This window comes from Tetragenococcus koreensis, assembly GCF_003795145.1.
Taxonomy (GTDB): Bacteria; Bacillota; Bacilli; order Lactobacillales; family Enterococcaceae; genus Tetragenococcus; species Tetragenococcus koreensis.
The window spans coordinates 2,639,533-2,654,638 of record NZ_CP027786.1 but is presented as its reverse complement, the minus strand read 5'-3'; the positions used below and the strand labels follow the sequence as shown (position 1 = coordinate 2,654,638).

Below are 15,106 nucleotides of genomic sequence, written 5' to 3'. Positions count from 1 at the left end.
CTCATTTACTATTATAAAACTGCTCTTAGTGCATCTCCAGCAAGTTCTTCTGCCTTCCATTCAATTACCGCATGATGGTTATTAGAAAGCTCAGCTACTCTGTCTATCCAGGTGCTCTCGTTTTGAGCTCGTGCTAAAAGCATCGGATTGGTTGTACCACTTGAAAGCATACTATTGTTTACAACCCACCACGTACGAGCAATTCCTGCTCTTTCCAAATCTTCTTTTAGACGAGACGATTCATAAACTGGTGTTGCTTCCGGCAAAGTCACCATCACAACTTCGGTTTCTTTGCCGTTTTGCAGTTTAGGTAGCAATTTTTGGACTGACTCAGGAACATTACCTGCTGAATGTTCAATTTCCTTATGATAGCTTTGAGTGGAGTCTAGCAATAATAACGTATGACCCGTTGGTGCTGTGTCAATAACCACTACATCGCTATCTGCACCTTCGACAATTTCTGCAAAACGTCTGAAAACAGCAATTTCTTGAGTACATGGTGAACGCAAATCTTCTTGTACATAAGCCACATCTTCTTCTGACATCGTTTCGCGTGCATTTGCCAAAACTTCATTTTGATAATTCGCTAATTCTTTATCTTCATCAATATGACTTACACTGATTTTATCTGTTTCTGAAATAACAAATTGCAGGTGTGCTGCCGGATCTGTCGTCGCCAAATGTACTTTTTTCCCTTTATCTGCTAAAGCCGCCGCAATTGCAGCTGCGATTGTTGTTTTACCAACGCCGCCTTTTCCCATCGTAAAAATGACTTTTTTATCACTAGTATATAAATCATCTACAACTGTTTGCAAATGCGGGAAAGATTTTGCTTCAATCGATTGGGTAGAAATGTCCTCTTGGTTTTCAACCAATAGTTTTCTTATATTTTCAATCCCCATTAGATTATAGGGGCGTAATGGTATAACATATTCAGGAAATTTAGCGAGTCTGGCTGGCTTATTTTTCAGATCTGCTTGTTGAATGTTATAAAATTCTTCAGACACTTCATCTGTTGCTTCTTCCAGAACCCCATTAATAATTAATGTTTGATTTTTAATACCCATGCCTTCTAATTCTTTTGAAGCTCGTTTAGCTTCTAATAAAGACGCTTTTTGTGGTCTAGTGACTAACATCAAAGTCGTTTGTTTGCCATTAGCTAAAGTTTTGACTGCCATTTCATACATTTCTTTCTTATCCACAGCACCCGATAGCTGTCCCAAAGGGGGTGTAGCTGCTTGATTTTCATCTAAATAATTGTTCCAGGCAGAAGGCAATTGTAGCATTCTTAAGGTATGACCTGTTGGTGCCGTATCAAAAATAATATGGTCATACTTGTTAGAAGCTTCTTTATCGGTTAGAAAATTAGCAAATTCATTAAAAGAGGCAATCTCTACTGTACATGAGCCAGATAACTGTTCTTCCATATTTTCTAGTACTGAGTCAGGCAATTTTCCTCGGTAAGGTCCAACGATACTTTCCTTATAATCATTAGCCGCTTCGACTGGGTCAAAATTAGCTACCGTTAATCCCTCTACATTAGGAATTTCCGTCCCCTTGTTTGACAGTTCTAGTTCAAAAACGTCTTGTAAATTACTGGCAGGATCTGTGCTGACAAGCATTACTTGTTTACCTTTATCTGCTAAATAAGTTGCTGTTGCACTAGCAGTAGATGTCTTCCCTACTCCACCTTTACCTGTAAAAAATAGGTACTTAGTTAATTCGATATTATCAGGCTGATAAATTTCCATCATGATTCTCCCTTACAAAATTTTTTAATAGTACAAATATTACGTTTCAATCTGCTTTGATCCCATCCAACTATGAACACATAGATGGATATCTATGTTAAAAGTAAAAAAAACATATAGACGCGCATCTATATGATTAATATAGTTGTATCTGAAGAAAATGTCAATAAAAAATTAGTATTCTTCTTCAAAAACGCAACAATCCCCCCCCCCTTCCAGTTGGGACATATTATGAAAGGTAAAATTTATATGTTCCTTTCCTTATTCTTCAAACGCTATAGTACTAATCAATTAAATATTTTTTTCATTTCAAATAAAATCGTTAAAACACCCTTTCTAGATAAGAATGACTACTTACTAAAGAAATTTCAAAAAGTGCAACAAACTCTCTATCCGAAGCGGGACTTAGTATGAAGAAGTTATTTGTTTCTTTTCTATAATAGAAAAAACCAAAACAGCAAAAACAAAAAAGAACATTGATATATCAATGTTTCAAGCAAAGCCGTCCCTTTTTCGTCACCAAAAAGGAGAATAGCTACATACAATTTTATTTTGATGAGAAGACTATTTTTATACCCACACATTTAGTTTCATTGCTGAAATTGGTATTGGCATAATTACTTTTTCTTCCAAAAAAGCTACCTCCTCTCTAACAAGGGGGTAGAAAAACACGACAAACTGGAAATAAAGCACAAAAAACGTTGGTATAGCAACCTTTATTTAAAAACAAGAGATGTCAACTTTTTTCGAATAATTGACATCCTAAATTATATACATTTTGCTAGTTTTATACACAAGAAAATTAACTAAATACTAGGGCTTATCTTCTTAAATCATAGTATACTCAATCACTGAGCCTTGAACAAGTTTTGAAGCGATTATGTATGTGTCAAATTTTTTGAGGTCGAATAAAAAATGACCTTTGGGACAGACACTTTTGTATTTTTTTACCTCACGTTCGTTCGGTTAGACCTCATGATATCTAACAAAAACAAGTTTTTATTAGATATAATTCGGTGTCGTTATTAATTGCTCCAACCCTTTGGCGAATTGGCCTAAGGGCGCACTTTTGGCTTTTCCTTCGCCGATTTGCCCCTTCAAGGCCCCTTCATGCGTTTGAAAGTTAGGCTTTTTCTGTACCCAACGTTTCATGGCTTTCCAACGCTTTTCCTGGGCGACCACGTCGTTAGGAAGAGCTTCATATTGGTTCAACCAACCATCAAATTCTTGGTTTCTTAAACTATCAATGACACGAATCATGGCCTGCGCGCCCGTTTTTGTCCACAACCGTCCTTGGCGCTTCATCCGGTAGGTCATCTTCCGATGGGTGCTTTCGATTGTGCCAATACAAGCTTTGGAATCCATGATCCCTCGGGCTTTCCGAGGTTTTAAATACGGCCAATTTCTTTGAAGATAATGATGGAGTAAGCGTAATTGTTCCAAGGTTTCAGCTTCCTTTTCTTCGATCAAACTTTCCGAGGTATCTAAGACAAGCTGGACCTCTGGCCAATGATAATGTTGAATCGCCTGGATCATCCGATTTTGAAGTTGTGGGACAAAAGACAGGCGTTCTTTGATTTTCCGATGGACATGATACCGATCACGAAAGTGTTCATGACGTAAACAGCCTAAGGAAAGTTCATCAAACACGGCTTTTTCATAGCCTGAACCCCCATCACTATTGGAAACGACAACGGTATTTGTTAGATCATAATGCGCTTGAATATAGTTCATTATTTCTTTTTGCGCTTGTTGTCGGTTAAGATGACTGACAAAGTGCGGGGCGATCATTTCCGTGCGATTCCCGACTTTCTGGCTCCCTTCACATACTTGAAAACGATGGATTTCTAGCGACTGCTTCTTCTGACCGCCAATCTTCACTCCGTCGCCTTCTAAATATAAATAGGGCACTTTTTTCTTAGAAATGATCCCGTCGTAGCGACTTTCATGAGTACTTCGCGTCTGAATCAGTTCCCCGGTTTTGACCACCAGTTGTTGCACATTTTGGTGGCTCATACGCCAAGAAGTCAAACAATCAATCGCTTGGGAAACGTGACGATAGACCATGATGGACCCCAATTGAGAAACGTTGCGTAGCACAAGAGAACTATAACGGAAGCTCTTTCGAATCCCTAGAAATTCATCCAAAGGATAACGAATTTCATTGGCTTGATTTTTCATTCGGCGGCGAACATAGGTCACGGTGCCAAATAAAAAAGTCACCGTTCGTTCACTTTTACGATCCACTTGAAAGCCTTCCTTCTTGCATTGGGTCGAAACTTCTTCATCGAGAATTTGAAAAGCAAGTTGTGTTATCGTCGCTAGGAGTTGGGCAAAAAAGACCATCATGGCTTTTTCCCTTGCTAAAAAATTCGTTTCCTTCTTCATTACTTCAACTAAATCTGTTACAATAGATTCCATAAGAAACCGCCTTTATTCATTAGTGCCTGTAAGCCCAATGAATAGAGTAACGGTTTCTTTTTTATTCGTCTAGGGATAACCTCAATAAATTTTACACTTAGAGCGATTATCATCAATATGACACGAAAATATTTGTAAAATCAGTATCAAGGTAAATTTATACAAACTGATAACCCACCATAATGGCTGTGCCCTAAAGTCATTTTTCCATTGTGCGATTCAACGATTTGTTTAACGATCAACAACCCTAACCCGTGCCTTTGTTCTAAACCGCTATCTCGACTGATCATATAATGAGGAGAATGATTCAATTTTTCAAGTTGAGCATCGGTTATTCCAACACCGTTATCTTCCACCTGAATCACGCACTGCTCGGATTGTTGTTGAACAGTAACGTAAATGGTACAACCCTCTGGATTATGATTAATACTATTTTGAATAAGATTTGTGATTGCCCGTTTTAGCAAATCTTTATCTGCATATACCATACAAGAAGATAACGATTCTTCTGTCAGCCATTCAATTGCATATTTATCCTCTATATCATTATTCATAAAATCAACAACCACCTGACGAACTAAGGCGACCATATTTACCTGTGTAGTGTTTAACGGCTGCATACTATATTCTAATTTTGAGGATAGGTTTAAATCATCTACTAAGTTTCGTATTTTTTCACTTTGTCTAAGAATAACCTTCGTTTTTTGTTTATTTTCAGTAGAGAGTGTTTGGCTATTTTCTAACTGACTTGTATAACCCAAGACCATTGAAAGTGGTGTACGGATATCATGAGAAATACCTGCAATCCAATCGGCTCTAGCTACTTCTTTTTTCTTGAGTTCCTTTTCCTGATCTTGTAAAATTCGGGAAGTTTGATTAATATTTACAGCTATTTCTGATAGTGCACCCTTTTCATTCAATTTTACCCGTTTACTTTTTGGTAAGTCTTTAATACTTTGAACAATAGGATTCACTGATCTGGTCAATTTCCCAGTAAACCAAAGATAAATGAATAGAATCAAGATAACATTGATGGATAAAGCTATCATAAAAATTTGTGGGAGGTTCGCAATGAATTTGTATTTCCAGGTTGGCGTTGTATGTTTCCAATAACTCTTTTTCGGATAGCCCAATACCACTAGCCCATCGTTACTACTTCCAGTATAGGTTGGATAACCTTCAATGTAACCTGAGGTAAGTGAACTTATATCAGAAAGTGTGTAAGAGTTAGGAACATTATTTGGGAGGTTTTCCGTGTGCCATATGACTTGTTTACTATTCTCATCTATCAAAACAGCCCAGATATTTTCTTTTTTTAAAGTAGTAGAATCGTTTACATCTAAAGAAAAGCTATCTCCTGTTTTTGTAAGGTTATCTGCAACCGTTTGCGCATATTGATAAGGAGAATCACTATTAGAAGAATCTGGGAATTGTTTAAATAATATTAGACCCAAAAGCGCAATATTTATGATAGCCAAAAGAATGACACTTAACAGTAAAATCCCTATAAATCTTGCGATTAATTTAGGAACGCTTTTCATCCCGCTCCTCCTCCTTAGTCATCAATTTATATCCTAGCCCTTTAATTGTTATTAAGGATTCAGGATTAGATGGATCTTTCTCAATCTTTTGTCTAATTCTTCGAATATGTGCCATTAATGAATTCTCATAACCAAAGGGATTTTGTCCCCATACTGCTTCACATAAAGCATCTATTGTTACTATGCGGCCTGCATTTCGATAAAGCGTATAAAGTAACGCATACTCTTTGGCTGTTAATCTCAAATGCTTTTCATCATTCAATACTTCTGCTCGTTCAAAATCAATCTGGCAGTTTTTTAAATTAACATAAGGTGTTTCTTTCTTATATGTTCTACGAAGAATGGCAATCATTCGAAAGATAAGTTCTTTGGGCAAAAATGGTTTGACAATGTAATCGTCTGCACCAAGGCCTAACCCTGCTAGTTTATCTTCATCTTCTCCTCGAGCAGTTAAAAAAATGACAGGAAAGTCAGCTTCTTTTTTTAATTCTTCCATCAACGAAAAACCATCTTCATCAGGAAGCATCACGTCGAGAATAGCAAGGTCAGGCGGAATTTCTTTTACTAAAGCTCGCGTATGTTCCGCCGTATCCGCAGTAAAAACTTTTTCAAATCCTTCTTCTTCCAATATCGAGGCCACCATCTTTAGGAGTTCGGGTTCATCATCGACTAATAAAATGGTTTTCTTTTTAATATAATCGTTTTTCACCTGTTCCACCTTCTTTATACATACATTATAGCTTATTTTTTAGCCCTTTTTCATTGATATAAGTAAATGTAAGGCAGATTTAAGGTTCATAGAAGGTTGGCGTAAGGTTGAGATTGTAAAGTGAAAGTAACAAAGGAGGCATCAATTGATGAACATTATCGAAACTCAAGATATTACCAAAACATATAGCGATTTTACAGCTGTTTCTAAAGTGAATTTACAAATCCCCACAGGAAAAGTATACGGCTTACTTGGTCCAAATGGCGCAGGAAAATCCACTCTAATGAAAATGTTTTTAGGATTAACCAACCCCACAAGTGGGTCATTTGTTATTAACGATTTGCATTACCCACAAGATCGAAATCAAATTTTAAAATCAGTAGGATCACTTATCGAAGCTCCCGCCTTTTATGGAAACTTAACAGGCGAAGAAAATCTAGAAATTATTCAACAAATATTAGACTTGCCCAAATCATCCATTGAAAAAGCGCTGAATACTGTGGGAATAACAAAATGGAAAAATAGACAAGCAAAAAAATATTCATTAGGGATGAAACAACGATTAGGACTTGCTAGTGCGCTCATTGGAAGTCCATCGATCTTGATATTAGACGAACCAACAAACGGCCTTGACCCAGTGGGTGTACATGAAATTAGAACACTGATTCAGTCTTTACCTGAAAAGTTAAATTGTACGGTTATTGTATCCTCCCATTTACTTTCAGAAATTGAACTCGTCGCGGATAAAATTGGGATTTTAAATCATGGACAACTCTTATTTGAAGGCACAATCGAACAATTGAAAGCAAATTCAGGTAGAGAAAAACACAACAATGGCAATCTTGAGGAAACCTTTCTTAGTTTGATTAGTACGGATAATGATCGTAGGGGGTTAAGTAATGACTAGTTGGTTAGAATTTAAAAAAATCAAACGAACAGGCATACTTCCAGTATTTACCGTTGGTGGAATATTAGCAGCAAGTATTCCAATTTTAAATTTAATGATGCGCTCAGAGGATTTCCTTTACCCGGAAGGCAATCCATTAGCTATTTTAATTTCAAGCAATTGGCAAATGATAGCGATGTTAAATGTTCTTTTAATCCTATCTGGAGCTTGCCTTTTATATTCCCTCGAATTTTCAGACGACGCTATTCAAAAAATGAAGTCTTTACCAATCAAAGAAAGCCAACTTTTTTTGAATAAAGTATCTCTACTGATTTGTTTGTCGCTTATCCCTTTAATTTTAGAAATGATTGCAATGTTTGTGGGTGTAGGTTATTGGTTTGAGCTATATGAGGGATTCGGGCTAGATCTGGTTCAAAATTTCGGTTTCTTTTTCTTAATGACTCTACCTACCATACTTTTAGCTCTACTCGTTGCGACCTTTTTTGAAAGCGTATGGGTATCATTAGGGATTAATGTGACAGCAGTCTTTTTAGCAATAATGATTTACAATAAAAGTTTTTCATTATCACTTTTTCCTTTCGCCCTTGCCTTTCAACGGCTACACCATACGAATCAAGATAGCCAACGAATCATCGCAGTGCTAGTTGAAGTGGTAGTAATTACAATTGGAGAAGTATTGTTCTTAAAAACGAGGAGGCATTTTGCATGAAGTTAATTTCTTTTATTCGTATAGAATTCAAAAAAATTAAACGCTCAAAAATAATCCCAATTTTACTTTTGGCAATGCTGGTTCTTTGGTTCCCCTCTTTAATTAACGTAGAGATGAATTTTGATATGGAGACAGGGATTACACCTGAAAACAGCCTTCTCATACAAGGACTGTTGGCAATGACTGGGTTCATTTATCCTGCAAGTATGATCGTTATCACACTACTGATTAATCAAAATGAACATTCCAATAGTGGAATATTAAAGATGTTATCTTTACCAGTGAATCCAAAATATTTAAGTTTAGCCAAATTTGTTGTGCTTCTAGCCCTTGCGGCTCTTCAGGTCTTATTATCCGTTGCTATATATTATATGGTGGTCTTTTTGGCATCACAAGCGACTGATTATAATTTTATACTCTCGCCATTAGCCGTATTAAAAGAAGTCAGTTTGATTTATGTTACTTCAATTCCCATGCTAGCTTTTTATTGGATGATTTCAGTATTCTTCCAAACGCCTATATTTGCCATCGGAATCGGCCTAGCTTCGATTGTTCCCTCTGTTTTAATGATTAACACCAGAGTTTGGTATTTATATCCTATTTGTTATCCGTATTACATAGTGGCTTCGCGATACGGAAAACTAGCCAGTAACTTCCCCAATTTTGATATTACTTTTATTCCTTGGATTCCAGCGGCTTGTTTTATTACTGTTCTTTGTTTAGGAATCGCTTGTGTGCAATTCGGGAAAAAAGAAAGGAGGTAATTTTGATGAAAAATAAGATTATAACAACAATGAGTACACTATTCATGTTTATTCCTTGGACGATTTTACCACTAAGAATGTTTGATTGGGCTTTAGAACAGCCACAAGCCGAGACTATCATTATTTCATATGCAGTGTTTATGATTTTTAGCGGTGTGTTCACGCTAGCCGCTTACAGTAAAGATGATGAAAAAAATAATCTAATGAAAATCTGCTTAGTTATTAATAGCTTATATCTATTGTTTGGAATTTTAGTCTTAGGGTTGAATTTTTATAAATAAAAGCCTCGTATTTATTGGGGTTGGCAAGGCTTTAAACAGCTAATGGATCCCGCTGATAATTAAACACTGATAATATTATTTAAAAAGGTTGTTGTATCTTAATTTCGGATACAACAACCTTTTCTCATGTTTTATAGTTACTATCGTTTTCATCTTGGATTTGGCTCAAAAATTAAAATTAAAGTTTAAAAGAAAATGTTGCGCCACGTTTGTTAACTCTTTTTGCGTAATTTTTTGTTGCTGATGACATCAACAGGTCGTCTTTTCTTTATTTCACTCTCTTTTGGAAGTTCATAATCAATATAAATTATTCCCTATTTGATACTAGTTATCTAGCTCACTTCCAGTAGTGACAAAACCTTGAGCTAATTCATCTTCGGTATCAACAAAGCCACCTTTTTCTACATTAGCAAAATAATCCTCAATTTTAGGAGTAAGTAAAATTGTCCCATCTTTTTCTTGGGTAATATAAAATTCTTGTCCTTCAGAAACATTGAATTTTTTAGGTAATGTGTTTGTAACCGCATTGCCTTGTTTTCTAGCCTTGGTTTTATCCATTTGACGCGCCCCCAGTATTTAGTACTATTATTTTAACACGTATTAAAATACCTTTCTGGATGAAGTAAACACTAAAAAGACCATTATCCATCGAAGTTATCTCATTACTCTCAAAAACTAGTGGGACAACTTGTAAGTTATACCACCAGTTTGTCGTTCTTATGTGATTATTTTCTTTTTATTCCACTATTTTCTTAGTGGCCTGCCCTTCCTTTTTGGAACAAAGAAATGGATAAATTCTAAGGAAGAGGAGACCTTATCATGGCTAAACATTTGGCACATAAGAAATTGCTTTACTCAAAAAGTAAAAACCTTAGATTTTAACTAGATTTTCTAAGGCTTTTACTGATTTGTTCCTAATGTAATTCACTCGATTTATTATGCTAGGCTTTATCATATATTTTAGAAGTGGTTTACGAGAAGCTACTGTATCTGTAAATAAGCTTTTTTACCACAAAGCTAATGGTTGTTTTGACGTAGGTTTGGAATAAAGCTTGTCAATCTTTTTTAAGTCATCTTCGCTTAGTTTAATGTTAGCCGCTTGAATATTGTTGTACACATGTGCTTCATTGCTAGATTGAGGAATAGCTATCGTATTTCCATTCCTAATCGTCCATGCCAATAAGATTTGAAAAGCATCTACACCATGTTTTTCAGCAATTTGTTGAATGACTGTTTCCTTTACCAACTGTTTACCTCTATCAACCGGGGCGTAGGCAATGACAGGGATATTATATTGATTCATTTCTGGTATTAAATCATATTCGATTCCTCTATCCCTCAAATTATACCGTAATTGATTGGCCGAACAATCCTTGCCTTCGGGCAGTGAAATAACGTTCTTTAATTCATTCGTATCTAAATTAGATACGCCCCACGCTCTTATTTTCCCTTGATTTTTTGCTTTTTCTAACGCCTCCACTGTTTCTTCTAAAGGAACTTGACCTTGCCAGTGAAGTAAATATAAATCCAAATAGTCGACATTTAACCTTTTCAGACTATTCTCTAAACTGATAGGTAACTGTTTTTTCGAAGCATTGGGGGGTAATACTTTTGAAATTAAAAATAAATCCTCTCTTTTATAGGGTTCGATTGCTTTAGAAAGGAATTTTTCCGAGTTCCCGCTACCATACATTTCAGCCGTATCTAATACTTGAACACCATTATCCAACCCTGTACGAATAGCCTTTAGCTCTTGCTTTAATTGACTTGGGTCATCCCCCATATGTAAAGTACCTAATCCAATGGGGTTTACTTCTCTTCCGGCAATAGAAACTTTTCCCATCTAATCCCTCTTTTCTATAATATTTTTTCCACCATTGTAGCAATAATAATTTTATACTAATCAAAATTTTTTTCTTTTTAATTAAAAAGCCTTCCATAACGTAATTAGGGTTAGGTTATAAAAGACTTCTCAAATTTTGATCTTACCAAGGCTGAGCTGTTGGTCCAATCGTAAATTCATTAACATTCGTGTCTTCTGGTTGGTCGATAGCAAATTCTACCACATTAGCAACCCGATCTGGGCTAATTTGGTATTGATCATACATCGCGTTAGCACCTTCAGCTGTTTCTTTATCTGTAATTGTTTCAAGCAATTCAGATTTTATTGCTGCTGGATAAATTGTGGCTGTTCTGATATTACTACCTTCTTGTGCAGATTCCATACGCAAAACTTCCATTAAATCACGAACCGCCCATTTGGTTGCACCATAGACAGCACCACCTGGATACGCCTTGAGCCCTGCCACTGAAGAAGTCGTAATAACATGCCCTGACTTTTGTTCTTTAAATTCAGGTAGGATGGCTTCGATACCATTTAAAACGCCTTTTATGTTGACATCTACCATTTGGTTCCATTCATCGCTTTTTAAGGCAGATAATGGTGAATTTGGCATTAATCCAGCATTCAAGAAGATAACATCTACTTTACTAAAAGTTGTTTTAGCTAACTCAACTAAACTTTGATTATCTTCAACTTTAGTGACGTCTGTTTCTTGGTAAACCGCTTGTCCACCGTCTTTTTCGATTGCTTCTGCTATTTCTTTTAATCTTTCCTTACGACGTGCACCTAATACCAATTTCGCGCCTCGACTAGCTAATAACTTAGCTGTTGCTTCGCCGATTCCTGAAGAAGCGCCCGTAATAATTACTACTTTATCCTTTACTGCCATAATTTTCTCCTCCTATAGTTTATTATTAATACACGACTAAACACGAACTTAAAGTTCCAAACGATATAACAAGTAATCCAGGCAATCAATTTGCTTTTGCATTTGATGAATGGAATCCAATAAAGCTTTTCTGCGATTTATTATTATATGACGTTGAGGGCTCGTTTTTTTGTTTTCATAGAGGGTCATAAATTTCTCTATTTGTATCAATGAAAATCCTGAATCCTTTAAATTTTGTATGATCTTTTCGTTCCGCTCCACTATTTTTCCAGCCATCCCCCTTGTCTATATTTTTTATTTCTATAAGTATATATTAAAGGAGGATGTCTTCATCTTCAAATACTTATAACTAATACCTAGATATTATTGAAAAGAATAACTATTTTATATAAAATAAAAACAAAGGAGTGAAATCAATGGATATACGTGTTTTAAAATATTTTTTGACCGTTGCTAGAGAAAGTAGTATGACAAACGCAGCTAGGTTTTTACATGTTAGTCAACCGACACTTTCTAAACAATTAAAAGATTTAGAAGAAGAACTTGGAAAAAAGTTATTTACTCGTAGTAATTACAGTGTACAACTTACGAATGAAGGTATGCTTCTTCGCAAAAGAGCAGAAGATATTCTTGATATGTTTGAAAAAACTAAGAATGAATTTCTAACAATGGACGATATCTCTGGAGGTGACGTATATATCGGCAGTGCGGAGACAGATGCATTTAAACATTTTGCTCATGCTGCTATTGATTTACAAAAATACTATCCTGATATGTGTTATCACTTGTTTAGTGGAAATTCAGAAGATGTTATGGATAGACTCGATCGAGGATTAGATGATTTTGGAATCGTTGTTGATCCGGTAGATCTTTCAAAATACAATTATATCACCTTGCCTAGTAAAGACACTTGGGGTATCGTTATGCGTAAAGATAGCCCCTTAGCCTCAAAAGTTTCAATTACAGTGGAAGATTTAATGAACGTTCCCTTAATTATTTCACGACAAGCAAGTAAAAAAGGTTTATCTAGAAATGAGTTTTCGGAGTGGTTTGGCGAGTCTTTCGAAAAATTAAATATAATATCTACTTTTTCTCTAGGTTTCAATCCTTATATAATGGTCCGAGAAGGGTTTGGTTACGCCATATCTTTTGATAAAATGATTAATATCATGACTGAAAACGAACTAACCTTTCGACCGCTCGAACCTAAATTAGAGGCAGGATTACACATCATATGGAAAAATTATCAAGTATTCTCTCCAGCAGCTGAATTGTTTTTAAAAACCATACAATCTATTTTTGATAGTCACTCATAAATTCTATGCTACACTAAAAATTCCTATCCATGAATCTATTCGTATTTGGTTTTAAATACATATTTGGCGACGATTTTTCTAACTAAATATTTAATGGCAGCTGATACTTAAAAAACTATCGACTGCCACTTTTTTAAAACATAAAAATAGTAATGTCCCTCCATAAATATGTATTCCCATGTTCGGCCACAAATCCATAAAGAATCTGCCCAACGCTTTTCTGATCTTTTCGAGGAATAAAATCTCCTCCCAATTTCGTCCCAAAATTCTCAAACATAGGTAAATTATTGGTGTAAGCATAAAAAAAGAACCTTGACATATCAAGGTTCCAAGCAAAGCCGTCTGCCGGACTCGAACCGGCGACCCCCACCTTACCATGGTGGTGCTCTACCGACTGAGCTAAGACGGCACTTATTTCGCACAAGATATAGGATACCTAAAACGACTATACTTGTCAACAACATTTTATACTTTTCTACTAAACAGTTAGTTTATTGGAAAATTTCCAAAAGATCCATTGGTTTTTCTACTATTGTTTGTGTACCAGCTTTTAACAATTCTTCTTTATCGCCAAAACCATAGAGTACCCCAACGTTGTCAATTTGATTCTCTATAGCTCCAGTTATATCATGAGCACGATCACCAACCATAACCACAGTTGAGAGGTCTTCAATTTTTTCCGCTTTTAAAGCATCATGGATTACCGCTGTTTTATCAGAACGAACTCCTTTCAAGTCTGCTCCGTAGACCGCGTTCAAAAATTTAGAATATCCTAAATGATCAACGATTTTTATCGCAAAAAATTCTGGCTTCGATGTAGCAATAAACAATTCATACTTTTTACTAAGTTGAGTTAAAACCTCTTCTATACCATTATAGGGAGAAACTTGGTACATTCCTTTTTCTTTATAAAGAGTTCGATAATGGTCCACAGCTTCTTTTGCCTCTTGTTTGGACATACCTATTTTGACAAAAGAATCAATCAAAGGCGGACCGATAAAAGATTTTAACGTTTTTTGGGAAAGTGGCGCACGATTCATTTCCTTCATCGCATAATTAAGCGAAGCGTAAATGCCCGCACTTGAGTCAATAATTGTTCCATCTAAGTCAAATAAAATTTTCGTTTTCTGCAATAGGATCTCATCTCCTTCTCTAATGTTTATTCTAGCATATTTTTTCTTTTTCAATAAACTAAAATTACATTTGTTGACTATAATAGTTTTTACACACTTAGCATTCTTGATTCGTTTTTACCAAATAAAGGTGATTGAACTTTTATAGTAAGGATCTGAGTAATAATGTAAAAAAATTTTACTCAATTGACAAAAAATGAGGAATGAAATAGAAAAGTTTTCCTCAATAATTTAATAACGAATAAAGAAAACACGATTCGTTACTCAAGAACAAAGAAAAATTCGCTAAAGTGGCGAAAATAGACGGAAAATGAGGAATGAAATGACGATTCACTACTCAATAGCTAAAAGTTGAGTAAAGGAAAAGAAAAGTCTTCCTCAATAAGTTGATAATGAGTAAAGAAAGAATGATTCGTTACTCAAGAATACCTATTCTTCAAATTGTAATAGTTATGCAAAAAGGCTTTTTTATCATTTTACTTAATAAAAGTTAATAGGAAAATCATTGAGTCAATTTTCTTACTATCTCTCTTAAAAAGATATGCTTCTTTATAGTAAAAAAAGCGACCAAGGAATGAATTTTTCCTGATCGCTTTTACAATTATTAATTAACTCCGGCAGTAGGACTCGAACCTACGACATCATGATTAACAGTCATGCGCTACTACCAACTGAGCTATGCCGGAATAATGATTTTCCGCGTGGCGACGTCCGACTCTCACAAGGGGATAACCCCTCACTACAATTGGCGCTAAGAAGCTTAACGACTGTGTTCGGCATGGGAACAGGTGTCTCCTTCTTGCGATCGCCACCACACACAAAATCATGTTGAGTGAACCTTT

General features: G+C 35.6%; 13 protein-coding genes, 2 tRNA genes and 1 rRNA gene. 5 read left to right on the top strand and 11 right to left on the bottom strand.

Annotation, left to right across the window (positions count from 1 at the left end):
* Window positions 1-11: 11 nt before the first annotated feature.
* The 4 genes from arsA to C7K43_RS12710 form a co-directional block, all read right to left on the bottom strand.
* On the bottom strand, window positions 12-1,751 hold the full coding sequence (arsA, locus tag C7K43_RS12725) for an arsenical pump-driving ATPase (protein WP_124007141.1): 1,740 nt from the start codon (window positions 1,749-1,751) through the stop codon (window positions 12-14).
* A 1,002-nt stretch (window positions 1,752-2,753) separates the two neighbouring features.
* A complete protein-coding gene (locus C7K43_RS12720; RefSeq protein WP_124005678.1) occupies window positions 2,754-4,172 on the bottom strand; it encodes an ISLre2 family transposase in 1,419 nt (472 codons plus the stop codon).
* A 146-nt stretch (window positions 4,173-4,318) separates the two neighbouring features.
* Window positions 4,319-5,713: a sensor histidine kinase gene (locus C7K43_RS12715; RefSeq protein ID WP_124007140.1), complete on the bottom strand. Its 1,395-nt coding sequence runs from the start codon at window positions 5,711-5,713 to the stop codon at window positions 4,319-4,321.
* Complete coding sequence (locus tag C7K43_RS12710) at window positions 5,697-6,422, bottom strand: response regulator transcription factor (protein WP_124007139.1); 726 nt, start codon at window positions 6,420-6,422, stop codon at window positions 5,697-5,699. Before C7K43_RS12710 ends, C7K43_RS12715 begins: the two co-directional genes overlap by 17 nt.
* 148 nt (window positions 6,423-6,570) lie before the next feature.
* On the opposite strand from C7K43_RS12710, the gene C7K43_RS12705 reads away from it, so the two are divergent.
* The 4 genes from C7K43_RS12705 to C7K43_RS12690 are packed head-to-tail and all read left to right on the top strand — an operon-like array spanning window position 6,571 to window position 9,083.
* A complete protein-coding gene (locus C7K43_RS12705) occupies window positions 6,571-7,329 on the top strand; it encodes an ABC transporter ATP-binding protein (RefSeq protein ID WP_124007138.1) in 759 nt (252 codons plus the stop codon).
* On the top strand, window positions 7,322-8,038 hold the full coding sequence (locus tag C7K43_RS12700) for an ABC transporter permease (protein WP_124007137.1): 717 nt from the start codon (window positions 7,322-7,324) through the stop codon (window positions 8,036-8,038). The genes C7K43_RS12705 and C7K43_RS12700 overlap by 8 nt, the downstream gene beginning before the upstream one ends.
* Window positions 8,035-8,802, top strand: a complete 768-nt coding sequence (locus C7K43_RS12695; RefSeq protein WP_124007136.1) for an ABC transporter permease — start codon at window positions 8,035-8,037, stop codon at window positions 8,800-8,802. Before C7K43_RS12700 ends, C7K43_RS12695 begins: the two co-directional genes overlap by 4 nt.
* 5 nt (window positions 8,803-8,807) lie before the next feature.
* Window positions 8,808-9,083, top strand: coding sequence for a DUF308 domain-containing protein (locus C7K43_RS12690; RefSeq protein ID WP_124007135.1), 276 nt, complete (start codon window positions 8,808-8,810; stop codon window positions 9,081-9,083).
* 324 nt (window positions 9,084-9,407) lie between these two features.
* Here the strand turns inward: C7K43_RS12690 and mazE are convergent, their stop codons facing one another.
* The 3 genes from mazE to C7K43_RS12670 form a co-directional block, all read right to left on the bottom strand.
* Window positions 9,408-9,641: a type II toxin-antitoxin system PemI/MazE family antitoxin gene (mazE, locus tag C7K43_RS12680; RefSeq protein ID WP_124007134.1), complete on the bottom strand. Its 234-nt coding sequence runs from the start codon at window positions 9,639-9,641 to the stop codon at window positions 9,408-9,410.
* A 448-nt stretch (window positions 9,642-10,089) separates the two neighbouring features.
* Window positions 10,090-10,926: an aldo/keto reductase gene (locus C7K43_RS12675; RefSeq protein ID WP_124007133.1), complete on the bottom strand. Its 837-nt coding sequence runs from the start codon at window positions 10,924-10,926 to the stop codon at window positions 10,090-10,092.
* A 142-nt stretch (window positions 10,927-11,068) separates the two neighbouring features.
* A complete protein-coding gene (locus tag C7K43_RS12670; protein WP_124007132.1) occupies window positions 11,069-11,815 on the bottom strand; it encodes an SDR family oxidoreductase in 747 nt (248 codons plus the stop codon).
* A gap of 416 nt (window positions 11,816-12,231) precedes the next feature.
* Here C7K43_RS12670 and C7K43_RS12660 point away from each other — a divergent pair, with 416 nt between their 5' ends.
* Window positions 12,232-13,131, top strand: coding sequence for a LysR family transcriptional regulator (locus C7K43_RS12660; protein WP_124007130.1), 900 nt, complete (start codon window positions 12,232-12,234; stop codon window positions 13,129-13,131).
* A 336-nt stretch (window positions 13,132-13,467) separates the two neighbouring features.
* Here the strand turns inward: C7K43_RS12660 and C7K43_RS12655 are convergent.
* The 4 genes from C7K43_RS12655 to rrf form a co-directional block, all read right to left on the bottom strand.
* A tRNA-Thr gene (locus tag C7K43_RS12655) sits at window positions 13,468-13,540 on the bottom strand.
* An 82-nt stretch (window positions 13,541-13,622) separates the two neighbouring features.
* Window positions 13,623-14,264, bottom strand: coding sequence for an NIF family HAD-type phosphatase (locus C7K43_RS12650; RefSeq protein WP_124007129.1), 642 nt, complete (start codon window positions 14,262-14,264; stop codon window positions 13,623-13,625).
* Between the two features lie 612 nt (window positions 14,265-14,876).
* Window positions 14,877-14,950, bottom strand: a tRNA-Asn gene (locus C7K43_RS12645).
* A gap of 13 nt (window positions 14,951-14,963) precedes the next feature.
* Window positions 14,964-15,080: ribosomal RNA gene (gene rrf, locus C7K43_RS12640) — 5S ribosomal RNA — on the bottom strand.
* Window positions 15,081-15,106: the final 26 nt, after the last annotated feature.